The 22,674-nt window shown below is 55.9% G+C and carries 30 protein-coding genes; 8 read left to right on the top strand and 22 right to left on the bottom strand.

What is annotated here, in order from left to right; translation table 11 throughout:
• Positions 1 to 252: 252 nt before the first annotated feature.
• The 9 genes from AAAU26_RS14415 to AAAU26_RS14375 form a co-directional block, all read right to left on the bottom strand.
• Positions 253 to 1,656, bottom strand: coding sequence for an oxaloacetate decarboxylase subunit alpha (locus tag AAAU26_RS14415; RefSeq protein ID WP_158394549.1), 1,404 nt, complete (start codon positions 1,654 to 1,656; stop codon positions 253 to 255).
• Positions 1,657 to 1,672: 16 nt separating this feature from the next.
• The gene (locus AAAU26_RS14410) at positions 1,673 to 2,056 is read right to left on the bottom strand and encodes a biotin/lipoyl-containing protein (protein WP_149793471.1); all 384 of its coding nucleotides are present in this window, start codon (positions 2,054 to 2,056) and stop codon (positions 1,673 to 1,675) included.
• A 46-nt stretch (positions 2,057 to 2,102) separates the two neighbouring features.
• Positions 2,103 to 3,422, bottom strand: a complete 1,320-nt coding sequence (locus AAAU26_RS14405) for a carboxyl transferase domain-containing protein (protein WP_158401789.1) — start codon at positions 3,420 to 3,422, stop codon at positions 2,103 to 2,105.
• A gap of 148 nt (positions 3,423 to 3,570) precedes the next feature.
• Positions 3,571 to 4,407: a pseudouridine synthase gene (locus tag AAAU26_RS14400; RefSeq protein ID WP_158401788.1), complete on the bottom strand. Its 837-nt coding sequence runs from the start codon at positions 4,405 to 4,407 to the stop codon at positions 3,571 to 3,573.
• Positions 4,408 to 4,661: 254 nt separating this feature from the next.
• Entirely contained in the window at positions 4,662 to 5,075 is a 414-nt protein-coding gene (ytfJ, locus tag AAAU26_RS14395; RefSeq protein WP_227618544.1) for a GerW family sporulation protein, read from the bottom strand.
• Positions 5,076 to 5,157: 82 nt separating this feature from the next.
• Positions 5,158 to 5,880, bottom strand: coding sequence for a DUF2953 domain-containing protein (locus AAAU26_RS14390; RefSeq protein WP_227618545.1), 723 nt, complete (start codon positions 5,878 to 5,880; stop codon positions 5,158 to 5,160).
• Positions 5,877 to 6,410, bottom strand: a complete 534-nt coding sequence (gene scpB / locus AAAU26_RS14385; protein WP_223385772.1) for an SMC-Scp complex subunit ScpB — start codon at positions 6,408 to 6,410, stop codon at positions 5,877 to 5,879. The genes AAAU26_RS14390 and scpB overlap by 4 nt, the downstream gene beginning before the upstream one ends.
• Positions 6,407 to 7,138: a segregation and condensation protein A gene (locus AAAU26_RS14380; RefSeq protein ID WP_158403292.1), complete on the bottom strand. Its 732-nt coding sequence runs from the start codon at positions 7,136 to 7,138 to the stop codon at positions 6,407 to 6,409. Before AAAU26_RS14380 ends, scpB begins: the two co-directional genes overlap by 4 nt.
• A complete protein-coding gene (locus AAAU26_RS14375; RefSeq protein ID WP_227618546.1) occupies positions 7,138 to 7,812 on the bottom strand; it encodes a site-2 protease family protein in 675 nt (224 codons plus the stop codon). The genes AAAU26_RS14380 and AAAU26_RS14375 overlap by 1 nt, the downstream gene beginning before the upstream one ends.
• 194 nt (positions 7,813 to 8,006) lie before the next feature.
• Between AAAU26_RS14375 and rpmB the strand changes: the two genes are divergently transcribed.
• The 4 genes from rpmB to AAAU26_RS14355 all read left to right on the top strand — a co-directional run bounded on the left by rpmB (position 8,007) and on the right by AAAU26_RS14355 (position 10,075).
• Positions 8,007 to 8,195: a 50S ribosomal protein L28 gene (gene rpmB, locus AAAU26_RS14370; protein WP_005932647.1), complete on the top strand. Its 189-nt coding sequence runs from the start codon at positions 8,007 to 8,009 to the stop codon at positions 8,193 to 8,195.
• Between the two features lie 76 nt (positions 8,196 to 8,271).
• A complete protein-coding gene (locus AAAU26_RS14365) occupies positions 8,272 to 8,448 on the top strand; it encodes a DUF4250 domain-containing protein (protein ID WP_158394555.1) in 177 nt (58 codons plus the stop codon).
• A 16-nt stretch (positions 8,449 to 8,464) separates the two neighbouring features.
• A complete protein-coding gene (locus AAAU26_RS14360) occupies positions 8,465 to 9,223 on the top strand; it encodes a hypothetical protein (protein ID WP_227618547.1) in 759 nt (252 codons plus the stop codon).
• 18 nt (positions 9,224 to 9,241) lie between these two features.
• Positions 9,242 to 10,075 (top strand): sugar phosphate isomerase/epimerase family protein, encoded by an 834-nt coding sequence (locus AAAU26_RS14355; protein WP_227618548.1) that lies wholly within the window; start codon positions 9,242 to 9,244, stop codon positions 10,073 to 10,075.
• Positions 10,076 to 10,205: 130 nt separating this feature from the next.
• Here the strand turns inward: AAAU26_RS14355 and AAAU26_RS14350 are convergent, their stop codons facing one another.
• The 13 genes from AAAU26_RS14350 to AAAU26_RS14290 form a co-directional block, all read right to left on the bottom strand.
• Positions 10,206 to 11,915, bottom strand: a complete 1,710-nt coding sequence (locus tag AAAU26_RS14350) for a PASTA domain-containing protein (RefSeq protein WP_227618549.1) — start codon at positions 11,913 to 11,915, stop codon at positions 10,206 to 10,208.
• Between the two features lie 159 nt (positions 11,916 to 12,074).
• A complete protein-coding gene (locus AAAU26_RS14345; RefSeq protein WP_227618550.1) occupies positions 12,075 to 12,704 on the bottom strand; it encodes a type I phosphomannose isomerase catalytic subunit in 630 nt (209 codons plus the stop codon).
• A 19-nt stretch (positions 12,705 to 12,723) separates the two neighbouring features.
• The gene (locus AAAU26_RS14340) at positions 12,724 to 13,383 is read right to left on the bottom strand and encodes a cupin domain-containing protein (protein WP_227618551.1); all 660 of its coding nucleotides are present in this window, start codon (positions 13,381 to 13,383) and stop codon (positions 12,724 to 12,726) included.
• A gap of 21 nt (positions 13,384 to 13,404) precedes the next feature.
• Complete coding sequence (locus AAAU26_RS14335) at positions 13,405 to 14,349, bottom strand: GDP-L-fucose synthase family protein (protein WP_158394560.1); 945 nt, start codon at positions 14,347 to 14,349, stop codon at positions 13,405 to 13,407.
• 23 nt (positions 14,350 to 14,372) lie between these two features.
• A complete protein-coding gene (gmd, locus tag AAAU26_RS14330; RefSeq protein WP_227618552.1) occupies positions 14,373 to 15,422 on the bottom strand; it encodes a GDP-mannose 4,6-dehydratase in 1,050 nt (349 codons plus the stop codon).
• 143 nt (positions 15,423 to 15,565) lie between these two features.
• A complete protein-coding gene (locus AAAU26_RS14325; protein WP_158394562.1) occupies positions 15,566 to 15,820 on the bottom strand; it encodes a hypothetical protein in 255 nt (84 codons plus the stop codon).
• Positions 15,821 to 16,286: 466 nt separating this feature from the next.
• Positions 16,287 to 16,769 (bottom strand): hypothetical protein, encoded by a 483-nt coding sequence (locus AAAU26_RS14320; RefSeq protein ID WP_227618553.1) that lies wholly within the window; start codon positions 16,767 to 16,769, stop codon positions 16,287 to 16,289.
• Between the two features lie 56 nt (positions 16,770 to 16,825).
• The gene (locus AAAU26_RS14315) at positions 16,826 to 17,530 is read right to left on the bottom strand and encodes a hypothetical protein (RefSeq protein WP_227618554.1); all 705 of its coding nucleotides are present in this window, start codon (positions 17,528 to 17,530) and stop codon (positions 16,826 to 16,828) included.
• Entirely contained in the window at positions 17,523 to 18,308 is a 786-nt protein-coding gene (locus AAAU26_RS14310) for a hypothetical protein (RefSeq protein ID WP_227618555.1), read from the bottom strand. Before AAAU26_RS14310 ends, AAAU26_RS14315 begins: the two co-directional genes overlap by 8 nt.
• Before the next feature lie 49 nt (positions 18,309 to 18,357).
• Entirely contained in the window at positions 18,358 to 18,861 is a 504-nt protein-coding gene (locus AAAU26_RS14305) for a recombinase family protein (protein ID WP_227618556.1), read from the bottom strand.
• 108 nt (positions 18,862 to 18,969) lie between these two features.
• Complete coding sequence (locus AAAU26_RS14300; protein ID WP_217208916.1) at positions 18,970 to 19,353, bottom strand: recombinase family protein; 384 nt, start codon at positions 19,351 to 19,353, stop codon at positions 18,970 to 18,972.
• 10 nt (positions 19,354 to 19,363) lie between these two features.
• On the bottom strand, positions 19,364 to 20,341 hold the full coding sequence (locus tag AAAU26_RS14295) for an AAA family ATPase (protein ID WP_158394567.1): 978 nt from the start codon (positions 20,339 to 20,341) through the stop codon (positions 19,364 to 19,366).
• A gap of 378 nt (positions 20,342 to 20,719) precedes the next feature.
• Positions 20,720 to 20,917, bottom strand: coding sequence for a hypothetical protein (locus AAAU26_RS14290; RefSeq protein WP_217208909.1), 198 nt, complete (start codon positions 20,915 to 20,917; stop codon positions 20,720 to 20,722).
• A gap of 178 nt (positions 20,918 to 21,095) precedes the next feature.
• Between AAAU26_RS14290 and AAAU26_RS14285 the strand changes: the two genes are divergently transcribed.
• From AAAU26_RS14285 to AAAU26_RS14270, 4 genes are read left to right on the top strand one after another with little or no spacing between them, the layout of a single operon-like run.
• On the top strand, positions 21,096 to 21,524 hold the full coding sequence (locus tag AAAU26_RS14285; protein ID WP_217208907.1) for a helix-turn-helix domain-containing protein: 429 nt from the start codon (positions 21,096 to 21,098) through the stop codon (positions 21,522 to 21,524).
• A gap of 38 nt (positions 21,525 to 21,562) precedes the next feature.
• On the top strand, positions 21,563 to 22,099 hold the full coding sequence (locus tag AAAU26_RS14280; RefSeq protein WP_217208904.1) for an ImmA/IrrE family metallo-endopeptidase: 537 nt from the start codon (positions 21,563 to 21,565) through the stop codon (positions 22,097 to 22,099).
• Between the two features lie 20 nt (positions 22,100 to 22,119).
• Positions 22,120 to 22,410, top strand: a complete 291-nt coding sequence (locus AAAU26_RS14275) for a hypothetical protein (protein WP_217208901.1) — start codon at positions 22,120 to 22,122, stop codon at positions 22,408 to 22,410.
• A 14-nt stretch (positions 22,411 to 22,424) separates the two neighbouring features.
• On the top strand, positions 22,425 to 22,649 hold the full coding sequence (locus tag AAAU26_RS14270; protein ID WP_158394572.1) for a hypothetical protein: 225 nt from the start codon (positions 22,425 to 22,427) through the stop codon (positions 22,647 to 22,649).
• Positions 22,650 to 22,674: the final 25 nt, after the last annotated feature.

Genomic DNA, 22,674 nt, shown 5'->3' with positions numbered 1-22,674 from the left:
CAAGTCAAAAAGCACAGAAATACTCCTCAGGCCTGCCTTCGTACAACCTCTCCGGCACTTCGTGCCACCTCCCCTTGTAGGGGAGGCTTTGGCATTCCGCAAAGCTTTCCCTCTTCGCCAGAGGCTCCCCTACTAGGGGAGCTGTCGAGCGCAGCGAGACTGAGAGGTTGTACTTCGCAGCAGCTTTTGTCCAAGCACGCAAAAAGCCCCCCGCATCTCTGCGGGGGGCCTGAAAAGCCTTATGCTGTTTTATCAGACGGGGTGAGACTTGTTTGCAAAATCTGCATGGTCTGCATCCACGCCCTGAGCCTTGGCGTTGCGCTTCTCAAAGAACTTGGGCGCGACCTGCGGGAACATAGCGTAGGTCAGGACGTCCTCTTCCTGAATCGCCCACTTTGCAGCCTCAGCCTTCAGCTTGTCCATCTCGGGAGCGAGGGTGTCAGCAAAGCGGCAGGTGATGGGCTGCTCGTCGCCCAGGATCTTCTTGGTGAACTCGGCGCTGATGGGAGCGGGAGTCTTGCCGTAGTCGCCGTGGACGAGGCCCTTGAACTCCTTGGTGACCATCTTGTAGCGCTCGCCCAGGATGACGTTGAAGACAGCCTGCGTGCCGACGATCTGGCTGGTGGGGGTGACCAGCGGAGGATAGCCTGCGTCCTCACGAACGCGGGGGATCTCAGCCAGCACTTCGTCCAGCTTGTCTTCCTTGCCGGCATCCTTCAGCTGCTTGAGCATGTTGGAGAACATGCCGCCCGGCACCTGATACAGCAGGGTGTTGGCGTCCACGCCCAGAGACTTGGGGCTGATCTGGCCGTTGGCGATGTACTTCTCGCGCAGCTTTGCAAAGTATGCACGCACGACGTTCAGCTGCTTGAGGTCGAGGCCGGTGTCGTAATCGGTGCCCTGCAGGGCGGCCACGAGGCTCTCGGTAGCCATGTGGCTGGTGCCGCCGCTCAGGGGGCTCATGGCGGTATCGACGATGTCAGCACCGGCCTCGATGCCCTTCAGCAGGGACATGGAAGCCAGACCGGCAGTGTAGTGGCTGTGGATGTCCACAGGGATGGACAGGGTGTTCTTCAGCTCCTTGACCAGCTCGTAGCAGGTGTAGGGAGTCAGCAGACCGGCCATGTCCTTGATGCAGATGGAGTTTGCACCCATCTCTTCCAGAGTCTTTGCGTACTTGACGTAGTACTCGTTGTTGTGGACAGGGCTCAGGGTGTAGCTGATGCAGCCCTGAACGTGTGCGCCTTCCTTGTTGGCAGACTTGATGGCGGTCTGCAGGTTGCGGGCGTCGTTCAGTGCGTCGAAGATGCGGATGACGTCGATGCCGTTTGCAACGGACTTCTTCACGAAGTACTCGACGGCGTCGTCAGCGTAGGGGCGGTAGCCCAGCATGTTCTGGCCGCGGAACAGCATCTGCAGCTTCTGGTGGGGCAGCTCCTTGCGCAGGATGCGCAGACGCTCCCAGGGGTCCTCATCGAGGAAGCGGATGCAGCTGTCGAAGGTCGCACCGCCCCAGCACTCGACGGAGAAGTAAGGGATCTTGTCCATCTCGGGCAGGATGGGACGCATCTCGTCCATCGTCATACGGGTGGCCAGCAGGGACTGGTGGGCATCGCGCAGGACGACTTCCGTGATCTTGATGGGCTTTTTAGCCATTGTTGTCACCTCTCTCTTAGTTCATGGAAACCAGAGTGTCACCGGAGTTGACGGTGTCGCCCTTATGGACATTGATGGAAGCAACGGTGCCGTCCTGAGGAGCAACGATCTCGTTCTCCATCTTCATGGCCTCGAGGATGACCAGCACGTCGCCAGCCTTGACGGAAGCGCCAGCGGCGACCTTCACGTCCAGGATGTTGCCGGGCATCGGAGCCTTGACCTCAACAGCGCCTGCGGAAGCAGGAGCAGCGGGTGCGGCAGGAGCAGCAGCGGCAGCGGGAGCCGGAGCGGCCTTGGGTGCGGGTGCAGCAGCAGGAGCCACGGGTGCAGCGCCGGCAGCGGTCTCCTCGACAGAGACGCTGTAAGCAACGCCATTGACGGAAATATTGTAGTACTTCATGGAAGAGTCCTCCTGAATCAATCTATATCGTTAGATGTACGTTTTCTTACAGAGCCATGTTGCCGTGCTTCTTGGGCAGACGGGCAGCACGCTTGGTGCTCAGCAGCTCGAACGCGGCCACGACGCTTGCGCGGGCGTTGGCAGCCTCGCAGGTCATGTCGGCAGAACCGGCGGCCACAGCAGCGTCAGCGCTGCACACCTCGGCGACGTAGGCAGCAGCCTTGGCCTTGGTAGCGGCGACGATGTTGTCGGAAGCGTCGATCTCGTCCTTGTACAGCACGGAGACGGCAGCGGAAGGCTCGAGAGCGCTGATGGTGCAGCCCTTGACAGCGATCTTCAGATCAGCAGCGGCCAGTGCGGTGTAGACGGGGCCGACAGCCTTACCGGCGATGAGAGCCACCTTGGCGGTGGTAGCGTCGGCATAGGTAGCAGCCAGACGGGCAGCCTCGCGGATGCCGCCGGCGATGTCATCGGAAGTGCTGGGGACGAAGCCCTCGGTGTTCACGATGGTCAGCACGGGGACGCTGAATGCGTCGCACAGGCGGACGAAGCGGGAAGCCTTAGCCACGCAGTTGTGGCACAGCTCCTTGCCGGTGGCCACGACGCCCACGGCGTTGCCGCCGATGGTAGCGAAGGCAGTGTAGACGTTCTTGCCGAAACCGGCGTACATCTCCACGGCGCTGTCCTTATCGATGAGGGCAGCAGCGGCCTTTGCAGGCTCGGCGTTGGCGCTCAGGACAGCGGTGGGCTGCTCGAACTCGAAGATGGCCGGGCCGGTCAGGTTGTTGGCAGGCAGCAGACCCACGATGTGGGCAGCCTTCTCAGCAGCCTCGGCAGCGTCAGCGGCCACGATGGCAGCCACGCCTGCCTTTGCGGCAGCAGCGGCAGAACCGGCGTCAGCGACCTTGTCGCCCTTAGCCGCAGCGGTGAAGGGAGCGGTGAAGAACAGCTCTGCGCCCTCAGCCATGATGCAGACATCTGCGTTGGCAGCGCTCAGAGCGCTGGTGCCGCCGCAGACGCCCAGAACGACGGCTACCTGAGGCACGACGCCGGACACCTTTGCGATGGTGGCGTTGAGCTTTGCAGCTGCATTCAGCACGTCCAGACCCTCAGCCAGCTTTGCGCCGACGGAGTCGTAGAAGGTGACGACCGGGCAGCCCGTCTGGGCAGCCAGCTCGAGGACCTTGATGTTCTTCTCAACGTCCTTGACGGAAACAGCCTCGCCGTTCTGGAAGACGGCGTAAGCCTGCTGACCGGCAGCATAGCCGCTGGCAGCGCTCACCGCACCGTCCGCAAACAGAGCGGTGTATTCCCCGTCATCAAAAAACTTGGCGAGGATTTCTCCTTTGGTACTCTTTGAAGCCATGGTAAGACCTCCTGCTTATCTGTGTGAGTTTCAAAATTAGGTATATTATACCCGATTTTTCCAAGATTCTCAAGCCTTGTTCCATTCCTTTTTTTCAGAGAATGTTACAAATTTGGCAAAAAGAGCGGAAATTTCGGACACATTGTGCTCACTTGTGCTTTTTGCCCGCAGCGGCTTTGTTCCCGCCCACAGGGCCGCGGGGACGGCGGGCAGCAGCCTTGGACTGCAAAGCGGCCGAGCGGGTCTGGGCGCGGCCCTTGGCGGCTGCGGCGCGCAGGCCGTTCACCTCTGCCTTGGTCAGCTCGCGGTACTTGCCGGGCTGGAGCATTCCCAGCTTGACGACGCCCTCGGCGTTCCGCTTCAGACGGATGACCTCGAGGCCCACGGCCTCGCACATCCGGCGGATCTCGCGGTTCTTGCCCTCTTTCAGGGTCATCTCCATGACGGTGCGGCCCGGCTCGTCGGTGACGACGTTGATGGCGCAGGGCATGGTCTTGGTGCCGTCGTCCAGCACGACGCCGGAGCTGAGCTTCAGGATCTGTGCCTCATCGGCCCGGGGCTGGACGGTGACGCGGTAGAGCTTGGAGATGCCGCCGGACGGATGGGTGACAGCCTGTGCGAAAGCGCCGTCGTTGGTCATCAGCAGCAGGCCCTCGCTGTCCTTGTCGAGACGGCCCACGGGGTACAGGCGGGCCGGGATGTCGGCCACCAGCTCCATGACCGTCTTGCGGCCCAGCTCGTCGCTGGCGGTGGTGACATAGCCGCGGGGCTTGTACAGAGCCAGATAGTACATCTGCTGGTTCTTCTGGATATAGATGCGCTCGTCGTCCACATGGAGGACGTCGCGGTTGGGGTCCATCTTGTCGCCCACCTTCACGGGGTGGCCGTTGACCTTCACGCGGCCCTCGGCGATGATCTGCTCGGCGGCGCGGCGGGAGCAGAGGCCCTGCTCGCTCATGATTTTCTGAATGCGTTCTTCTGCCATGATAAAATCTCCTTGTGCGCCTCCCGGCGCTCAAATAGGGCTGCTGATGAACTCAACCTCTCAGTCTCGCTCACGCTCGACAGCTCCCCTACCGAGGGGAGCCTCTGGCGAAACCATTCACTTTGCGAGGACTGCCAAAGCCTCCCCTCGTTAGGGGAGGTGGCATTGCGAAGCAATGACGGAGAGGTTAATTACAGCAGCCTCAGTATCAAAACTGCGGGTCGGAAGTCCACAGTTACGGCGTAGGTTAAAGTTTACTCTGCTGCGGGAGCGGCAGGCGCAGCGGCGCCCTTCTTCTCCTCTTTCTTCAGCAGAGCGCTGACCTTGTCCACCAGCTCGGGCAGCATGGTCAGGGCGCGGTCAATGGTATTGGAGCCGTCGGACAGCTGGATGGTGCGCACGCAGCCGTCCTTCACCACCAGAAAAGCCACCGGCTGGATGTTGACGCCCGCGCCGGAGCCGCCGCCGAACAGGTCCTTGTTGGCGGCGTTCTTGCCGTCGAAGTCGGTGCCTGCGGAAGCAAAGCCGAACGAGATGCGGGACACCGGCAGGATGGTGGTGCCGTCGTCGGTCTTGATGGGCTTGCCGATGATGGTGTTGGAATCTGCCATCTGGCGGATCTTGTCCATCGTGACGTTCATTAAACCTTGAATCGGATGCTCAGCCATAAAATCGGCCTCCTACTATTATTTTCCGGGAAAACTCCCTCTGGATAGGAGTATACACCATACAATATTATTGTAACACACTTTATAGGAAGACGTCCAGCACTTTTTCGCGCCAGAACTCATACAAAACGCGCAGAGCAGCTGCAACGATGAAAAGCAGCCTTGCGCTGAGGTGGAACGACACCCGGTCGGCCACCGTCGGCTCGGCACTGCCGAAGTCCGGCAGGATGCGCAGCTCGTCGAAATCGAGGTAGACGAAGCGGTCGATGACGCCGAGGGACGAGTAGAGCCATGCGTTCAGCCTGCCGTAGGCGCGGGCAGCTTCGGCGGGGTCTTCGCCCCGAACGCCGAGGCAGACCCGAATCTTCGTGACGCGCAGCGAGCCGAAGACGGCTTTCGTCAGCCGCCCGGCACCCCGCAGGATGGTCACGAGGATGTTCAGCGTCAGCTTCGCCTTCCTGCGCGGCGCTGTTTCTTTTTTCGGTCTCTTCGCCTCTTTTGCGGCGGCTTTCTTCCGTTTGCGCTCTTCGCGGCGGGCGCGGAGCTTCGCTTTCAGCTTTCCCCAGAAGCCTTTCGGTTCTTCAGATTCGGCGGGCTTTTCCGGCGCAGGCCACTGGAACACCGGCAGGGTGAGCCCAAGCGCACCGGCCCGGAGGGTCAGGACGCCGCCCTCCCAGCAGACGTCCGCGCACAGCGGGCAGAGCAGGACGAGGGCCAGCAGCACCAATAGGATAAGGAGCAGGACGCCTGCGATCTTCAGCAGGGTCAGCAGCAGCCAGCCCAGAGCCATCAGGACTCCCATCATGTCGCCGCCTCCCCTTCCTGATCTCCGCGCACCGGCGGCAGGTCCGCCAGCGAAGAAAGGCCGAAGCACCGCAGGAAAACATCCGTGGTGCGGAAGCTCACCGGGTGGCCGGGCAGGTCGAGACGGCCCGCCTCCTCGATGAGGCCCTTCTGCAGCAGGCCGCTGACGCTGGACGAGGAGTCCACGCCGCGCACCTGTTCGATGAAGGCGCGGGAGACGGGCTGGTTGTAGGCGATGACCGTCAGCGTCTCCATGGCCGCCGGGCCGAGAGGCACCGAGCGCCGGGCGTCCAGCAGACGGCGGATGCAGTCGGCCCACTCAGTCTTGGTCGCCAGCTGCCAGCGGGTGTCCAGATGGAGCAGGCAGAGGCCGGAGTCCTCCCGGGCGTAACGGACGCGCAGGTCTTCCAGCGCGGTCTCCACCGTGGTCTGGGGCAGCTGGACGGCGGCGGCAAGCTTATCGGCGCTCACCGGGTCGCCCGCCGCAAAAAGCATCGCCTCTACGGCGGCTTTTATCTGTTTCTGGTTCATTCTTCCTCCTTTGCCTTTTCACGGGGCAGGCGTCCGCGCTGCATGGTCAGCTCCCCCTTGGGGCCGAGGGTGACACGTCCGCCGCGCACCAGTTCCAGCAGGGCCAGAAAGGTAGCCACGTTGGTGCTTCGGCTCTGGCTGCGGGCGAAAAGCTGGCTCATCCGGGCCGCACCGCCCGCGATGAGGCGGCGCAGGATGTACACCACCCGGCTGCTCACCGACACCTGCGGGGCTGTCACCAGCGGCTCAAAGACGGCCTGGGTCGGCATCCGCCGGACAGGCGCACGGCCCATCAGGCTCTCCCAGCAGTCGGCCAGCACCTGAGGCAGATGGTTGAGGGCGTAAGTCTCGTCCCGTTCCAGCTGCATCGGCTGTCGGACGAAGGTGGGCGTCGCCTCCGCAGCGGCGCGGAGGGCAGAGGCCATCCGGCGGCACTGGTCGTACTCGATGAGCTGGCCGGTGAGCTCCTGCTTCATCCGCTCGCCCTCGGTGCTCCGGGGCAGCAGCAGATAGCTCTTCATCTCCACGAGGTGAGCTGCCATCTCGATGAAGGAGCTGGAAATGTCGGGGTCTACGGCCTGCGCGGCCTCCACGGTGCGGGTGTACTGGTCGATCAGCTCGAGGATGGGGATGTTGTGCAGGTCCATCTTGTGCTTTGACACCAGCGCCAGCAGCAGTTCCAGCGGGCCTTCGAACTCTTCCAGATGGAAGGTAAGCTCCTCCGCCATCAGATCACCGCCCCTACAGACGCATAGTAGGCCGAGTAGGCGATGGTGTCGATGTACTGAGTGCCATTGTCCAGCAGGTCCCACACCACATTGTTCATCACGCTGAGGGGGCCGTCCAGAAAGCCGCCCCAGACCGCCGCCAGCAGGACGATGAGGATGACCCGCTCATACTTCATCATGCCGAAGTAGATACGCTCGGGCAGCACAGCCAGCAGGATGCGGCTGCCGTCCAGCGGCGGCACCGGGATGAGGTTGAACACGGCGAGGCTCACATCCAGATACACTAAGTATTGCAGGAAGAGCGCCAGAAAAATCGTCGCATCGTTGACGGGCGCCCAATAATAGAGCAGCTTCCAGACCACCATCGCAAGATAGGCCAGGATGAGGTTCGCCACCGGGCCGGCCAGCGCCGTGAGGGCCATGCCCTGCTTCGGGTTTTTGAAGTTGCGGGGGTCGGTGGAGACAGGCTTTGCCCAGCCCACGCCCGCGAACACCATGCAGAGCGTTCCCAGCAGATCGAAGTGGCGGAAGGGGTTCAGCGACAGTCTCCCCTGCTGCTTGGCTGTGGGGTCGCCCAGCAGCCATGCGGCCAGCGCGTGGCCCGCCTCGTGGAAAGGGATGACGGTCAGGGCGGCCAGCACCCGTGCGAGGGTATAAAACATTCTTGGGGTCATGGTGTTCTCCTGTTTTCTATAAGATATACGCGTTTATTGTACTATTTTTTTCGCCTTTAGACAAGCGTTTGGGCTGTAGACGAAAAAAAGCCGCAAAAAAATCGAAAAGGGGCTTGCTTTTTGGCGGCAGTTCTGGTAAAATAGTCAAGCTGATTATTTTGATTCCATACTTCACTGTAGGAGGTGCAAGTACCATGGCTAAGTGTGAATGCTGCGGCAAGGGTGTTACCTTCGGTATCAAGGTCTCCCACTCTCATCGCCGTTCCAACCGTACCTGGAAGCCGAATGTCCGTCGTGTCAAGGCGGTCGTGGAGGGTTCTCCCAAGTATATCTACGCATGCTCCCGTTGCCTGCGCGCTGGCAAAGTCACCCGCGCTGTCTAAGCTGATGCGTATTGCCGGTCACTTTGTCGAGTGGCCGGCTTTTTATTTTATCTCGGAACATGGGAGGAAACAAAAGATGGCTCTGCCGAGCGACCCGATCATGCTTTTGAGCGTGGTCAACCTGAAACTGCGCGATTTTTACCCCAGCCTCGACGCCCTCTGCGACGACATGGACGCCGACAAGGACGCCCTGTGCAAGGCACTTTCCGCCGTGGGCTATGCCTACGACGCGGCACGCAATCAATTCATCTGACAGGAGGAGCATTTTCATGATGGAAGGCACTTATTATAAGGAGTGGAGCGCGGTGCTCGACCGCGAAATGGAGTTCAAGGTCTACGGCCACGGCGGTGTGCCGGTGCTGGCACTGCCCGCCCGGGGCGGCCGCTTCTACGACTGGGAGAACAACGGGATGCCCGACGCAGCGGCCCGTCTGCTGCACGAGGGCAAAATTCAGCTCTTCTGCGCCGACAGCATCGACGGTGAGAGCCTGCTGGCCGGCAATGAGTCTCCCCGCCGCCGGGCCGAGATGCAGGAGAAGTATTTCGTCTACCTCACCAGCGAGCTGGCCGCGCGCATCGCGGAGCTGAATACCCCCGAGAGCAAAGAGAAGCCCCTCATCTGGTGCGTGGGCGTGGACACCGGTGCCTATCAGGCCGTCCAGTGCCGCCTGCGCCGTCCCCGGACCTTTGCGGGTGCAATGGGCCTCTCCGGCCTCTACGATATGGGCCGCTTCCTCGGCAGCGCAGAGGACGACCTCGTCCTCCGCAGCAGCCCCCTCGCCGCTCTGCACAAGAACGGCATCTGCGACAAGAATGTTCTGTCCAAGGCCGAGGAGAACAGTCTGCTGCTCTGCGTGGGTCAGGGCGGCTATGAGGGCGATGCCCTCGCCGACACCCAGGCTCTGGCCGACACCCTGAGCGAAGTCGGCTTCCCCTGCCACCTCGAAGTCTGGGGCGGCGACGTCTCCCACGACTGGTACTGGTGGGGCAAGGAGTTCGGGATGTTTGCCGAGCGTCTGTTCGGCTGAGCATAAGGAGGATGCGGTATGTCTGAATTCATCGTCGGCGCACGGGGCCACGATTTTGGCCGTCGCAGCGTGGAAGAACTGCTCAGCTCCATCGGGGACGCAGGGTTCCGCTGCACCCAGCTGGCCTACACCAAGGCCGTGGAGGGCGTCAAAAGCTATGCAGACGTGACCCCTGAGCTGGTGGCCGCCACCAATGCCGCCGTCCAGAAGAGCGGCGTGTCCATCGCCGTGGACGGCACCTACGTTGAGCTGAGCTATGCGGACGAGGACAAGCGCCGCGCCGAGGTGGCGAAAGCCCTGAGTCAGGTGCCGGTGGCAAAAGCTCTCCGTGCCGGCTGCATGGGCAGCGAGACCACCAACATGGCAAAGCAGCCCACCGTCAGCCGCAGGGAAGCGCAGGAAGCACTGCTTCGCAGCCTGGGCGAGATCCTGCCCGTCTGCGAGGAGCAGGGTGTGCTCTTCGCGGTGGAGTGCGTCTACTACCACGCCATGAACACCCCCGAGGCCGTCAAGATGGTGCTGGACACCATCGCCAGCCCCAACCTGCGGGTCATCTGCGATCTGGCGAACTACGTCGGCCCCGAGAACGCCTCGGTGGACGCACAGCGCCGCCTCTGGGACAAAGTCGGCAGCTGGTACGGCGACAAGATCGTGGCCATCCACTTCAAGGGTCAGAACTTCAAGCCCGACGGCACCCTCTACTCCACCAGCCTCGAGGACTCCTGTGTGGACTACAAGGGCGGCTTCGAGATGCTGCGCACCCTGCCCCAGCCCGTCCTTCCCGTCCTGCGGGAAGAGGCTGTCCCGGCCCGCGCCGCCAGCGATATTGCGTTCATGAAGAGCTTTTTCTGAAGCTTCTGAAATAAAAATAAGAGGCTGTTGGACAACCTCTCAGTCTGCTTCGCAGACCGCTCCCCTACCGAGGGGAGGTGGCACGGCGAAAGCCGTGACGGAGAGGTTGAAGCCAACGGCCTCTTTTTGTTTAATCCGTATCGTATTCCACGCCGCCCTGCGCGGCATCCCCGCCGGCGGGCGTCCCGGTATCCGAAGGCGCTTCCGGTTCCGCCGGGGCATCGGCGGGGACATCGCCTGCGATATAGAGCACGATGGTGGTTCCCACCTCCACCATGCTCCCGGCGTCCTCGCTGGCTGACACGACGCAACCCGCCGCCTCAGAGCCGTCGTTGACCACAGTAAAGCAGGTGGCATTCAGACCCTTGGTGGCCAGCTCCTGCACGGCGCTGTCCTGCGTCTGGCCGATGATGTCGGGCATCTCCATCATCTGGGGGCCTCGGCTGACCACGAGGCTGACGGTGTCCCCCTTCTGGATGACCTCGCCCGCCTCCGGCGACTGCCGGATGATGCGGCCCTTCTCCACCGTGTCGCTGTATTCCAGCGTGACGTAGAAGAGATACTCGTCGATATAGCTGTGGTTGTTGCGCACCTCGGCGTCATAGTCGCGGCCCACGAAATTCGGCGTCAGGGTGACGTTTTCGTTCACCGGCTCACTCGCCGCCTCGCTGACGGACTCCGGAGCGATCACTTCCGGCGGCTTCTCGCTCTGACGGCTCAGCAGACCCCAGAGGATCAGCAGGATGAGGACGCTGAGCAGAATGACGATGCCCGCCAGCAGATTTCGAACGCTCAGCAGCTCAGCCTTCGCGGGCGCTTTCGGCTCCTGCGGCGCGGGGGCGGGCGGGTCCAGCGCTTCCATGCTGCGGGACAATTCCTCCGCATACTCCCGCTCCGAGAGGGCGCGGAAAAGCTGCTGCACCGTCTGGATGCGCTCCACCGGCTTGAGCCGGAGTCCCAGATACAGCGTTTCGGAGACGTAAGCCGGCACCGACGGCGTCACCGTGCGGGCCTTGGGGTTGGAGTCGGAGACGAGGCGCTGTGCCGCCGGGACGGGGCTCAGCCCGCAGACCATCCGGTAGAACACCGCCGCGAGGCTGTATTCGTCGGTGTAGCGGCCCTCGAACTCGGCGGTGGAATACTGCTCCGGGGCGGAATAGCCCTCGTACAGCTGCTCGTGGAGGCCGCTGCCCGCCGTGCGCAGCCCCACTGTCGCGTAGCCGGTGAGCCGGGCGCGGCCATTGTCCATGATGCGGATGTTGGCCGGGCAGATGCCCCGGTGTACGAGGCCCACCTGATGCATGGCCTCCACCCCGTTGAACACCGGTTCCAGCATGGCACAAGCCTGCTGGGGCGTCACGGTGCCGTGCTCCTCCAGCCACTTCTGGAGCGGACGGCCGCCGGGGTTCTCCATGACGGCGTAGACCGTGTTGTTCTCTTCGAAGACGTCCAGCACGGCCTCCAGGCCGTTGGCCGGGGTGATGCGCTGGATGAAGCGGTAGAGGTCGGCAAAATCCATCCGGGTGGTCTTGAACAGCACTTCGCTGCCCGGCTTCGGGCGGAGGATGCAGTCCCTCCCCCGCTCTGCCGCCAGCGTCAGGGGCATATACTCCTTGATGGTCACCCGGAAAGGGCCGTTGTTCTCCACGCCCCGGTAGAGGATGCCCTCGCCGTCCACGCTCTGGATGTCGCCCACAGTATACCGGCCTGCCAGCACAGTGCCTGCCGGAAGACTGCCCGACGGGTTGCGCCCTGCAAGTTCTCGGCCGCAATGGGGACACTGCTCCTCCCCCGCTTCCAGCTCCTGCATACAGTATGGACAAATGCGTCGTTGCTCCATGTCGGCCCCTCCCCGTAATGTTTTGTACTGTTTATTATAGCATAGCCGACGGGAAAATGGTACCCTACCGCCATGAACTTCAGAAGCACGGGATCATCCAGTATATCCACTCTTTTCGTTCATGCACAAGACGATGTATTTTTCAGTTTTCACATTATTTCAAATATTCTTCTGCACTTTTGCAGATCTCTGCTTCGATTTTTTCAGGTTGGAGTTTTCCTGGATCTCTGCCACCAGCGCACCCGCACCGATGGCATGGACTGTTCCGGCCTGAATGAAGAACAGATCATCCTTGTGGATGGGGACTTTTTGCAGATATTTCATCACCGTGCCGTCTGCGATCGCCCTGCGCATCTCGGCCTTTGTGCAGTTTTGCTTGAGTCCGTAGACCAGCTTCGCCTCGCGTCCGGCATCCAGCACATACCACATCTCGGTCTTGCCCAGCTGTCCGTTTTCATTTTCCTGCGCATACTCGTCTGTAGGATGGACCTGAACGGACAAATCTTTCTTGGCGTCGATGAATTTGATAAGGATGGGCAGAGTGTTTTCGCCTTTGTGCCGTTCGCCCAGATATTCTGGATGCGCTCTCAGCACCTCTGCCAGCTCCTGCCCCCCGAACTCACCGCTCACCACATAGCTTGGGCCGTCCGGATGGGTCGAACACTCCCAGGTCTCTGCCAGCGGGTCCATGTCGATGTTCTTTTCAAATTCGTCATTCAAACGGCTGCCACCCCAGAGATAATCCTTGCCGGAGGGTCGGAGCAAAAGAGGCTTGTTCTTGTTTTGCATAGATGCCTCCCACAGCACCTCAGTATTCCAGTTCGAACTTCTGCTTGTCGTTGACATCAATTTCCTTACCAAGCTGGACCTCGATCAGTTTCAGCTCCGTTTCGGCAATAACCGTATGGCGGCAGCCTGCGGACATGGTGATGACATCGCCCGCCTTCACATTCTGCTCCATGCCGTCCACAATGGTCTTGCCCTCGCCTGCAATGACCGTCCAGACCTCGTCCCGGTGCTGGTGGCTATGGTAGTTCATCCGGTGGCCTGCATTCAGGGTCACTTTGATGGTCATGGAAGCCTTGTCGATGTCGATGACCTTGAAGCTGCCCCAGGATTTCTCGGCGAACATGACCCGGTGGTCGAGCGTGTTGACGAAGGGCTTGATGTAGCTGGACTGCTCCTTATCCGAGACCAGAATGCCCTCCGGGCTGGCAGAGACCACCACATCCTTCAGGCCCATGCAGAGGATGGGCACATCCAGCTCGTTGACCACATGGACATTCTCGCACTTCTCGTTAAACAGTGCCTCGCCCACCGCGTGGCTGTCCATTGCCTCTGTCAGAGTGTTCCAGGTACCAAGGTCTTTCCAGGTGCCTGCAAAGCGCATGACCTCGATCTCCGGCTCATGCTCGACCACCGCGTAGTCAAAGCTGATTTTATTGAGGGTGGCCCTGCACGGACACACGACCCTTTCAAATCGTTTATTTTAACGTTCTGCACGCATCGGGTTGTTCAGGAAGTCCTCGTAGGACAGGCGCAGGCCGTCTTCCAGCTCGGTCTTGTAGGTCCAGCCCAGATTGGTGGCCTTGGACACATCCAGCAGCTTGCGGGGCGTACCGTTGGGCTTGGTGGTATCCCACTTGATCTCGCCGGTGTAGCCCACGACCTTGGCGACCAGCTCGGTCAGCTCCTTGATGGTCAGCTCCTTGCCGGTACCGGCGTTGACCGTCTCGTTGCCGGAGTAGTTGTTCATCAGGAAGACGCACAGGTTTGCCAGATCGTCTACATATAGGAACTCACGCAGCGGAGAACCATCGCCCCAGCAGGTAACGCTGGGCAGACCCTGCTCCTTGGCCTCGTGGAAACGGCGGATGAGCGCCGGCACCACATGGCTGTGGGTGGGATGATAGTTGTCGTTAGGACCATAGAGGTTGGTGGGCATGACGGAGATATAGTCCGTGCCATACTGGCGGTTCAGGAACTCGCAGTACTTCAGGCCGCTGATCTTAGCCAGTGCATAGGCTTCGTTGGTCTTTTCCAGTTCGCTGGTCAACAGGCAGTTTTCCTTCATGGGCTGAGGAGCCATGCGGGGGTAGATGCAGGAGGAGCCGAGGAATTCCAGCTTCTTGCAGCCGTTCTTCCATGCAGAGTGAATGGCGTTCATCTCCAGCGTCATGTTGTCATACATGAAATCAGCCAGTGCTTCCTGATTGGCCACGATGCCGCCGACCTTGGCAGCTGCCAGGAACACATACTCCGGCTTCTCCTGCGCGAAGAACTCTTCCACAGCGTCCTGACGGGTCAGGTCCAGCTCCTTGTGAGTGCGGGTGATGATATTGGTGTAGCCCTGACGCTGCAGCTCACGAACGATAGCCGAACCGACCATGCCGCGATGACCTGCAACATAAATCTTAGCATTCTTTTCCATCATAATAAGACTGCCTTCTTTCCAAATTACAGAACTGCCTTGAGTGCCTTTTCGCGCTTTGCACGCTCACGGTCGTGCTTGGCCATGATCTCCACCAGCTGCTCGTAAGTAGTGGACTGCGGGTTCCAGCCCAGAACGGTCTTGGCCTTGGTGGGGTCGCCCCACAGATTGTCCACATCGGTGGGACGGAACCACTGAGGATTCACACAGACCAGCATCTTGCCGGTGGCAACATCGTAGCCCTTCTCATCAATGCCGGTGCCTTCCCAGCGGAGGGTGATGCCGTTGGCGGCAAAAGCTTTCTCGGTGAAGTCACGGACCGTGTGCTGTACGCCGGTAGCAATGACGAAGTCGTCCGGTTTCTCCTGCTGCATGATCAGCCACATGCACTCGACATAATCCTTAGCGTAGCCCCAGTCACGCAGAGAATCCATGTTGCCCAGCTCCAGATGATCCTGCAGGCCCTCGGCAATGCGGCCGGCAGCCAGCGTGATCTTGCGGGTAACGAAGTTCTCACCGCGGCGCTCAGACTCATGGTTGAACAGAATACCGTTGACAGCGAACATGCCATAAGCATCGCGGTACTCCTTGACCATCCAGAAGCCATACTGCTTTGCAACTGCATACGGAGAATAGGGATGGAACGGAGTGGTCTCACGCTGGGGAACTTCCTCTACCTTGCCGTACAGCTCAGAGGTAGAAGCCTGATACACCTTGCAGGTCTTGGTCAGGCCGCAGACACGGACAGCCTCCAGCACACGCAGAACGCCCAATGCATCCACATCGCCGGAGTATTCGGGTGCATCGAAGGAGACTTGAACATGGCTCTGTGCAGCCAGATTGTAGATCTCATCGGGCTTGATCTCGCCTACCAGACGGATGAGGCCGGAGGAATCAGACAGGTCGCCGTCATGCAGATGGATAGCATTTTTCTCGATCAGGTGGTCGATACGAGCGGTGTTGGAGATGGAAGCGCGGCGGACAATGCCGTGGACTTCATACCCCTTCTCCAGCAGGAACTCTGCCAGATAGGAGCCGTCCTGACCCGTGATGCCGGTGATCAGTGCTTTTTTCATGTGTTTTATTCCTCTCTCAAAAAATGATTTATCTTTTGATGTATTGAGTATATTTTTATCGTACAATTATATTTTATAGATTTTGGTGGCTTACCTGAAGTGCTAAAGCAGTGTTCTATTTGCACAATATTGGTTTTTGTCAATCAGCTGGTCGGATTGCTTCTTAGCTCGTCCTGTTTCACTGGCACCTCACTTTGAAAGGCCAACTGCCTTTCAACAACCTTTTCCTTGATTTCAGCGTAGCCTATTGCTATTTTATCACTTTCTAGTTTATTCGCTTCCTGCTCTCGAATCGCCTTCTCGTTTGCAACAATGATTGTGTTGAAATGCTGATTCTCAACATAGTCATTTATACAGCCCAGACCATCATGCCGCCACTGAAAGTTTGAGGTAGACATTCCACCACCTCTAATTCGCCGGAAAAATAGCAACAGGGTGGAGTATAATTTTCATTTTTAGTCTTATGTAGGTACATTTTCGATTTTTCCGTTCATTTTTAGGCAAAAAGGAAAGAGCCACCGACCATCAGATCAGTAGCTCCAAGAGATTCATTTTTCTATTTAATTTTCAAAAAGCTCACTTTTTCGCTTATAAGTGATTTTATTCACTTTTCTGGGTTCATAAGTGATTATGTTCACTTATTTCGTTTTATGTAATTATCATGGGGTGACAGAAAAACTCACTTATTTACCATTTCTATACAAGTGATTATAATCACTTTTTTATTGAGATAAGTGAGAAAAATCACTTATTCTCCTGCCCCGGCGTTTCCCTTCCTGCTGGCTGCGTTTCCGTAGCCGACTGGATTCTAACCAAGCTGGCAGCTTAATCCCCTGCTCTTTGCCTGCCTTGCCCACACGCCCCTCAGACAGCCCCTCTGTTGGCATTTACTGCCGAACTGGGATTGTTTTGCGATGGGCTGGCTTCTGCCTGACGTGGGGCAACTGTGGGGCTTACAGCCGCCTCCAGTATTTTTCCGTTTTCTATCGGAATCGCATCCAAAATGGGAAAACTCACAAGGTTCTGTTCCGGGAATAATTTTCCGTCCAGTCTGTATGATCTTTTCATATTCCAATGGGCATCCTGATAGATCATTCTGGAAAAGGCCACACACTTGATCTCACAGCTGTTGGTTTCATTCAGTCTTGTCACTCGATGCGCCCCTGCATTCTCTGCCTTACATGCCTGGACTGCAATCTGCCCCATCTTCCAGTTGTACAAAAATCGGTAATACGTTGGCCATCCAAGTGCCTCCAGCATGCTGCGAAAGATAGTGATTCTTCCTTCATTCGCATTGAATGTCACTCCCAGCATCCCGGAATACCATTTTTGTTCTCTTTCCTGCAATCTTCTCACCTCCAAAAAAGGGCGTACTTTCCCCCTTGATATTATAAAATTATTTTTTAGTCAAGCCCGGTATCGGGGACTGTCCTTCCTGTCAAAACTCCCATTGATACATAACCATCCATCTGTCGGACTTCTGATTCTCTTAGGTGTTCTTCTACAGGCACGCCAAAAGTACCCGCAATATCATCCGGGTAAAATCCCTTCCGAGTATCCACAGGCTTAGTCTCCTGGTCTGCTGGCTGTTCTGCTACAGTTTCTTCCTTTCGCTTTTGCCTCTCATGGAAGATTTCTGGCACAAGCAGGTCAAAAACGTACAGAGTTTCCCCTTCAAAAGTAATCCTATACCCCAGCACCTTATATCTACATTCACTGTCCCAGTCCATTTCCTTATAGACCAACTCCGCAAAAGGCTTGCAACTCATCTTTCGGCTCTTACGCTTATCCGGCTTTGCAATACACCAGCGCAGAGCATCCTTATCATTTTCATCGCAGCCACGCACAACAATGCGCTTCAAATCATTATTGAACATAACATGCACATAAACCACATCCTCCAGACCTGTGATACAAGCCGTGTTGAATGTGATACTGTCCTTACGGATTACGATCGCAGGGTCACGAAGATGTGCAAACAGTTCCTTTCGCACGACCTGGTATCCGTCATATGAAAAAGTGTTCTGCCGTTCTTCTGTTCGTGCATCCCTCTCATTTTCTACTGTCTGCTCCGTCAGTGTGGTCGTACTTGTGTATTCCTCATTCATTCGTGTCAGTCCATCCTTCCATTATTTCTTCCGCCTCATGGAGCAGTTTATTCAAACCATCTGCGGTAAATGTATTCATTTCTTTAATTTCTGCTGCCGGCCGGAGTACATCCCAATTTCCTGCATAATGCTCCTGCTGCAAAATGCCAACCTGTGCAATACTTGTGATTGGCTGTCCAAAAGTTCCCGCCCATTCTGGTGGAAAAATGTAAATCATCTGTTTGACCGTTTTGCCCTCGGCTTCCTCTTCTTTCGATGGCAGAACGATTTCCTCTATTTTGATCATCTCCGGCTCATCCAGTTCAAAAAGCATCAGCTTATTGTCCCCTTGTTCCACAAACTGCCCCCGGAAACGATACTTCAAACCCTCTTCCCATTCCATAATGTCGAAAAGTGTCTTAGCCAGGCCACGACAGCCAAGTGTACTTGCACACCAGCGTCCCTCTTTCAGCCTTCCCCAGTGAATAGCATTCGGATTGCCCTTTTCGCATGGCCGAATCGCAACACAGCGGTCAACCGAGTTCAGAAGCAGTTCCACATACTCCACATCCTCAAACTTTTTCAGACAGGAAGTATTGAACCGCAGCTTACCATTGGAGATTGTCATTGCCGGGTTCTGTAGTGTAGAAAAATACTGAGCCCGTACTACCTCATATCCCGATAGATTCAGTCGGTTCATGACCTCTGCGTTATTCTCTTGCTCTTCCTGCATTACACTTTCAGAAGCCTCCCGGTATTCCTCTGCCGAGAAACCAGTCCAGTCCTTATCAAAAGGCACATATCCTCGAAGAATACCATCATCCACCACACTCAGAACCGACAACGGCCTATTTTTTTGTATAGTTGCAGGATGCCCTCAGATGATTGGCTGCATTATAAACCTCTCTGGATACAATCGCCTCATGGTGATCCCTCTGTCGATACTGCGTCCGGTCATTGTTATTTTTCTTTGACTTATGTGTAAGAAAGTTCGGCGTGAAAGTCTTTCTTGCCAGCACATCCCCACAGTGGCGTTCATTTGCAATAACGCCAACTATGGTACCCGGATTCCATTCTGTATTACCCAGCTTGGTTTTACGGCCGTACTCGGTCAAAAGTTCTGCAATCTCAGTATATGAAAAGCCATTCAGGTACAGATAATAAATGACCCTAACCGTCTGTGCCTCACTTTCATTTACCACAAGATTGCCATCCTCGTTCTGATCATATCCCAGCAATGCCGGTGTCAAAAACAGACCTCGGCTGAACCGCCGGTCAATAGACCAGTTCATAATAATTGATTTGGAATGAGATTCTTCCTCCGCCACAGATGCCAGAATGGTCAGGATCATGCGGCCATTGCTGTCCAGCGTATAGATATTGTCTGCCTCGAATTTTACACCCACGGGCGGATCAAGATTTTTCAGCGTCTCAATAACTGAAAGACAGTCAACAATGTTTCAGGCAAAACGAGCGATGGATTTTGTAAGAACCAGGTCTATCTTTCCCGCCTTACAGTCCTCGATCAACTGCTGCATTCCTTTGCGATGCTCCAGTGAAGTGCCATTGATGCCCTCATCGTCATAGATGCCGACAAATTCCCATCCGGGCTGTGCCTTTATATACTCTGTATAGTAATTTTTCTGAAGTTCATAGGAAGAAGTCTGCTCATCATTGTCAGTGGAAACACGGACATAAGCCGCAACACGCCGAACAGAGGTGCTTTCTCCAAACCCCTCCACCGCCTTTGCCGGGATAACTTCCAATTCAGAAGCATCCACCCCCTTATATCTGTCTCTGATTTTCTGCTTGCGGTCTACCGCCTCTACTCCACTGCTTCCCATGTACTTCCTCTCATTCTTCCGGCCTTATGCTCCAATACCACTGGCGCATCTTCCGATAACTTCGGATACCGAACTCTTTTTTTGTATTTTCTGCTGTCCTGCGACTGATACCTTCATCGCTCATCCGCATATAGATTTCTCTGGATCTCATATCTCCATCGGAAAGCAGTTTCTTGATCAGATACGCTGCCTTCTCAGATTTTGATTCAAACTTCGGAGGCTCCGACTCTGCTTCCGGGTCAGTTGGAATCCTACACTCTAGCCATCGAAAGCCCTCCTCGGCCGTTATTGAGAAACGAATCTCTCCATCAGATGGAGCCAGATTGTTCTTAATCTGTCGCACAATGCGAATGTCTTTGTTTTCCGGAGCATGCTCCATTTGCAGAACACTTCTGGCTGCTGCCACAACATCCACACTACCAATGCTCCGGTACAAATCTTTTGTCCCCTCTTTCTTGTTGAGGTGACCAATCAATACAACTGCACAGTCATACGCAGATGCCCACATTCCAAGACGCTGCATCAGCTTTCTCGCCCTGCCTGCAATCTGAAGGTCAGAATCACTCCCCAGATATGCCTGTATCGGGTCAATGACCACCAACTTTGGACGAAATTGTATAATCGCCTTTCTGATACGTTCATCATCAAGCGTCAAGCCACTATTCATTTCTTCATTTATAAAAGCCACATTCCTACAATCTGTGCCACATGTTTCCAGCCTTGGCTTGATGGTATCCGAAGCATCATCTTCCGAACACTGGTAAATGACCTTCTGCGGTATCCCGACTTGCTTACCGTCCGGCATTGTTCCACCTTTTGACAACTCCGCAATCAGATTCATCATCATGGTAGACTTTCCGTCACCGGGGTCGCCTTGCAGCAATGTGATCTTCCCGACTGCAATGAACGGATACCACAACCAACGAACAGCTGTTGCTTCTACATCACTATATAATGTGAAAATTCCTGTTTCCTCTTTACCTGTCATTCCCTTTGCCTTTCATTTGCAGTCTTTTTCTACATTTATATTATAAGAGCTGTATGATGTTTTGACCGCTACCTATCATGTAGCATGATTCACATTTTGCTACCTATTATGTAGCAAAACAGCCTTAGACCACATAACAGATAGGGGGATAACACTTTGCGATCTTAAAACTCTCTATATATTCAGTTCCCCCCTGAAAAACTGACACGGTAGACCGCCTGAAAACAAAAAAGCCGAGGTAGACTTTGGACAACCTTATATAAGGTCATCTAAAAGTCTACCTCGGCTTACTACGTATTCGAGCAGCACCTACAGGCAGTATCGAAAAAGTCATGCTGGCTCACACATCCTGAGGTGAGTCAAGCTCGTACATTGTTGTCAGATGCGTTTTCCCTTTGACGAATCTGTAAAATTCATTCGCGGCCCAGAATAGAATTGGAATGCAAAATCATCCATATAGGCATAGGATTGCAAACGTCCATTCTTCACATAGGCTATCGCATCTCTCCCATTCACCGTGGCTCGGTTTCCCAGCAGCACCTTTTTACCTTGGGTCGTATAAATTCCGTAATCCATAGCCGTCCTCCAATCCACAACTTTTCATTGTTTATTCTACATCTCGCTCTTGACAAGTTGCGCTCCATGCGTTAATATAAATATGCAAGTTGCGTTTGTGAACACATTATACGATTCAACTTGCGTCATGTCAAGCGCAACATGAAAAGAATTTGCAATCATCATGGAGGTCATCATTATGAAATTCGGGGAAAAGGTTCGAGCTGCGCGCCTAGCAGCCCACTATTCTCAGCGTCAGCTTGCCGATATGACCGGCATCGCTTTACGCACCATCCAGAACTACGAAAGCGGCGAACGCCTTCCGAAGCAGAAGGAAAGCTATGAGCTGCTGGCCGCTGCACTTAACGTGGAACTGGAATCCCTGAAAGATGACAACGCAGACTTTGTGATCAAGGCTACCGAGAAATACGGTTCCCGCGGACATGAGCAGGCTGAACGACTTATTAAAGAAGTATCTGGCCTTTACGCTGGCGGTGAACTCGCCGAAGAGGACATGGATGCCATGATGAAAGCGATTCAGGAGGCTTACTGGATTGCAAAAGAAAAGAACCGGAAGTTCGTGCCCAAAAAGTACAGAAGCACTTCCGACAGCAATTCCGATTCATAAGGGCATCTCACATATATAATGGGGAGTGAACCGCAACAATGATCAGTAAGCAGGCATCTACCCTGCCACGTCGATTGCTTCGACGTTATGGCACCAGTGACCCATTTGAACTCGCAGATTGTCTCGGCATCACCATTCTGGAATGCCATGACTTCAAACTTCAGAAAGGCGCATTCAAAGTCATTCTAAACAACTGCTTCATTTTCATCAATGCCAACTTGTCCACTGAGATGAAGAAGCTCGTATGTGCGCACGAGCTGGGACACGCTCTTCTCCACCGCCCTCTTGGCAAGACCGATACCGGACTTATGGAGTTTGAGCTGTTCGACATCACGAATACCACAGAGTATGAGGCGAATCTGTTCGCAGCCAACCTTCTGTTGGACGAAGAAGAGATTGATTCACTCGCTCGTGAAGGGTTCGACATTGTTCAAATAGCTCACAACCTCGGAACCAATGTCAATCTCCCGCTTCTTAAGCTCCAACAGATAAACAGTGATAATCACTTGCATCTTCCTGATATGCCTAGCCGCAATTTTCTAGGTACGATCTCGGATGATGCCGGACATTTATAATAGGAAGGATGACCTATGCAATGGCAATTCAGCATCGAGCAAAGACTGAGCGCGTCTATGTGAAGGTCGATTCGTCCTTCGACCCAACCGGTTTTATGCAGCCGACATCGATCACATGGTCGGATGGCCGTACCTTCCCCATCGAAATAGTGCGCGACTTCCGCCCCGCCGGGACTGCCGATAACGGTTACTCTGGTGATTGCTTCACCGTACTCATCCAGGAGCAGGAGAAGCACCTGTTCTTTGAACACCTCGATCCACGCTTCAATGGCCGGTTAGGCCGGTGGTTCGTTGAACGGACGGCTCAATAAATAGGAGGAGCATCATGACTTTGATAGAAAAACTTAGCAATCTCGGTGGTATCGTTGACCGGGATGAAATGGCGAAAGCATGTTCAGAAATTCCAGATGAAGATCTTCGTCTGGCTCTGATGACACTCGCACTAACCTATAATCAGAACATCAAGATAAACGAAGAAATCTTCCAAAAGCAACACCGCGAGATTGAACGACTTCAGAAAGAGATAGATAAACTGAAAAAAGCAAAATAACGCACCGCAAAGGAGGGGATCACGC

Origin of the sequence: Faecalibacterium longum (genome assembly GCF_040094125.1) — a bacterium.
GTDB lineage: Bacteria > Bacillota > Clostridia > Oscillospirales > Ruminococcaceae > Faecalibacterium > Faecalibacterium longum.
Note: the sequence above shows the minus strand (reverse complement) of the source record. Positions and strands in the feature narration are given on the sequence as shown.

Excerpts from the sequence above, each read along its gene's own strand:
- ytfJ (WP_227618544.1), bottom strand. The coding sequence starts at position 5,075 with ATGGCTGAGCATCCGATTCAAGGTTTAATGAACGTCACGATGGACAAG.
- AAAU26_RS14400 (WP_158401788.1), bottom strand. The coding sequence starts at position 4,407 with ATGGCAGAAGAACGCATTCAGAAAATCATGAGCGAGCAGGGCCTCTGC.
- AAAU26_RS14280 (WP_217208904.1), top strand. The coding sequence starts at position 21,563 with ATGATCAGTAAGCAGGCATCTACCCTGCCACGTCGATTGCTTCGACGT.
- AAAU26_RS14405 (WP_158401789.1), bottom strand. The coding sequence starts at position 3,422 with ATGGCTTCAAAGAGTACCAAAGGAGAAATCCTCGCCAAGTTTTTTGAT.
- AAAU26_RS14270 (WP_158394572.1), top strand. The coding sequence starts at position 22,425 with ATGACTTTGATAGAAAAACTTAGCAATCTCGGTGGTATCGTTGACCGG.
- AAAU26_RS14350 (WP_227618549.1), bottom strand. The coding sequence starts at position 11,915 with ATGGAGCAACGACGCATTTGTCCATACTGTATGCAGGAGCTGGAAGCG.
- AAAU26_RS14355 (WP_227618548.1), top strand. The coding sequence starts at position 9,242 with ATGTCTGAATTCATCGTCGGCGCACGGGGCCACGATTTTGGCCGTCGC.
- AAAU26_RS14380 (WP_158403292.1), bottom strand. The coding sequence starts at position 7,138 with ATGGCGGAGGAGCTTACCTTCCATCTGGAAGAGTTCGAAGGCCCGCTG.
- AAAU26_RS14345 (WP_227618550.1), bottom strand. The coding sequence starts at position 12,704 with ATGCAAAACAAGAACAAGCCTCTTTTGCTCCGACCCTCCGGCAAGGAT.
- AAAU26_RS14375 (WP_227618546.1), bottom strand. The coding sequence starts at position 7,812 with ATGACCCCAAGAATGTTTTATACCCTCGCACGGGTGCTGGCCGCCCTG.
- AAAU26_RS14415 (WP_158394549.1), bottom strand. The coding sequence starts at position 1,656 with ATGGCTAAAAAGCCCATCAAGATCACGGAAGTCGTCCTGCGCGATGCC.
- scpB (WP_223385772.1), bottom strand. The coding sequence starts at position 6,410 with ATGAACCAGAAACAGATAAAAGCCGCCGTAGAGGCGATGCTTTTTGCG.
- AAAU26_RS14285 (WP_217208907.1), top strand. The coding sequence starts at position 21,096 with ATGAAATTCGGGGAAAAGGTTCGAGCTGCGCGCCTAGCAGCCCACTAT.
- AAAU26_RS14365 (WP_158394555.1), top strand. The coding sequence starts at position 8,272 with ATGGCTCTGCCGAGCGACCCGATCATGCTTTTGAGCGTGGTCAACCTG.
- AAAU26_RS14290 (WP_217208909.1), bottom strand. The coding sequence starts at position 20,917 with ATGGATTACGGAATTTATACGACCCAAGGTAAAAAGGTGCTGCTGGGA.
- AAAU26_RS14325 (WP_158394562.1), bottom strand. The coding sequence starts at position 15,820 with ATGTCTACCTCAAACTTTCAGTGGCGGCATGATGGTCTGGGCTGTATA.
- AAAU26_RS14360 (WP_227618547.1), top strand. The coding sequence starts at position 8,465 with ATGATGGAAGGCACTTATTATAAGGAGTGGAGCGCGGTGCTCGACCGC.
- gmd (WP_227618552.1), bottom strand. The coding sequence starts at position 15,422 with ATGAAAAAAGCACTGATCACCGGCATCACGGGTCAGGACGGCTCCTAT.
- AAAU26_RS14305 (WP_227618556.1), bottom strand. The coding sequence starts at position 18,861 with ATGATCCTGACCATTCTGGCATCTGTGGCGGAGGAAGAATCTCATTCC.
- rpmB (WP_005932647.1), top strand. The coding sequence starts at position 8,007 with ATGGCTAAGTGTGAATGCTGCGGCAAGGGTGTTACCTTCGGTATCAAG.
- AAAU26_RS14275 (WP_217208901.1), top strand. The coding sequence starts at position 22,120 with ATGGCAATTCAGCATCGAGCAAAGACTGAGCGCGTCTATGTGAAGGTC.
- AAAU26_RS14390 (WP_227618545.1), bottom strand. The coding sequence starts at position 5,880 with ATGATGGGAGTCCTGATGGCTCTGGGCTGGCTGCTGCTGACCCTGCTG.
- AAAU26_RS14410 (WP_149793471.1), bottom strand. The coding sequence starts at position 2,056 with ATGAAGTACTACAATATTTCCGTCAATGGCGTTGCTTACAGCGTCTCT.
- AAAU26_RS14335 (WP_158394560.1), bottom strand. The coding sequence starts at position 14,349 with ATGATGGAAAAGAATGCTAAGATTTATGTTGCAGGTCATCGCGGCATG.
- AAAU26_RS14295 (WP_158394567.1), bottom strand. The coding sequence starts at position 20,341 with ATGACAGGTAAAGAGGAAACAGGAATTTTCACATTATATAGTGATGTA.
- AAAU26_RS14315 (WP_227618554.1), bottom strand. The coding sequence starts at position 17,530 with ATGAATGAGGAATACACAAGTACGACCACACTGACGGAGCAGACAGTA.
- AAAU26_RS14300 (WP_217208916.1), bottom strand. The coding sequence starts at position 19,353 with ATGGGAAGCAGTGGAGTAGAGGCGGTAGACCGCAAGCAGAAAATCAGA.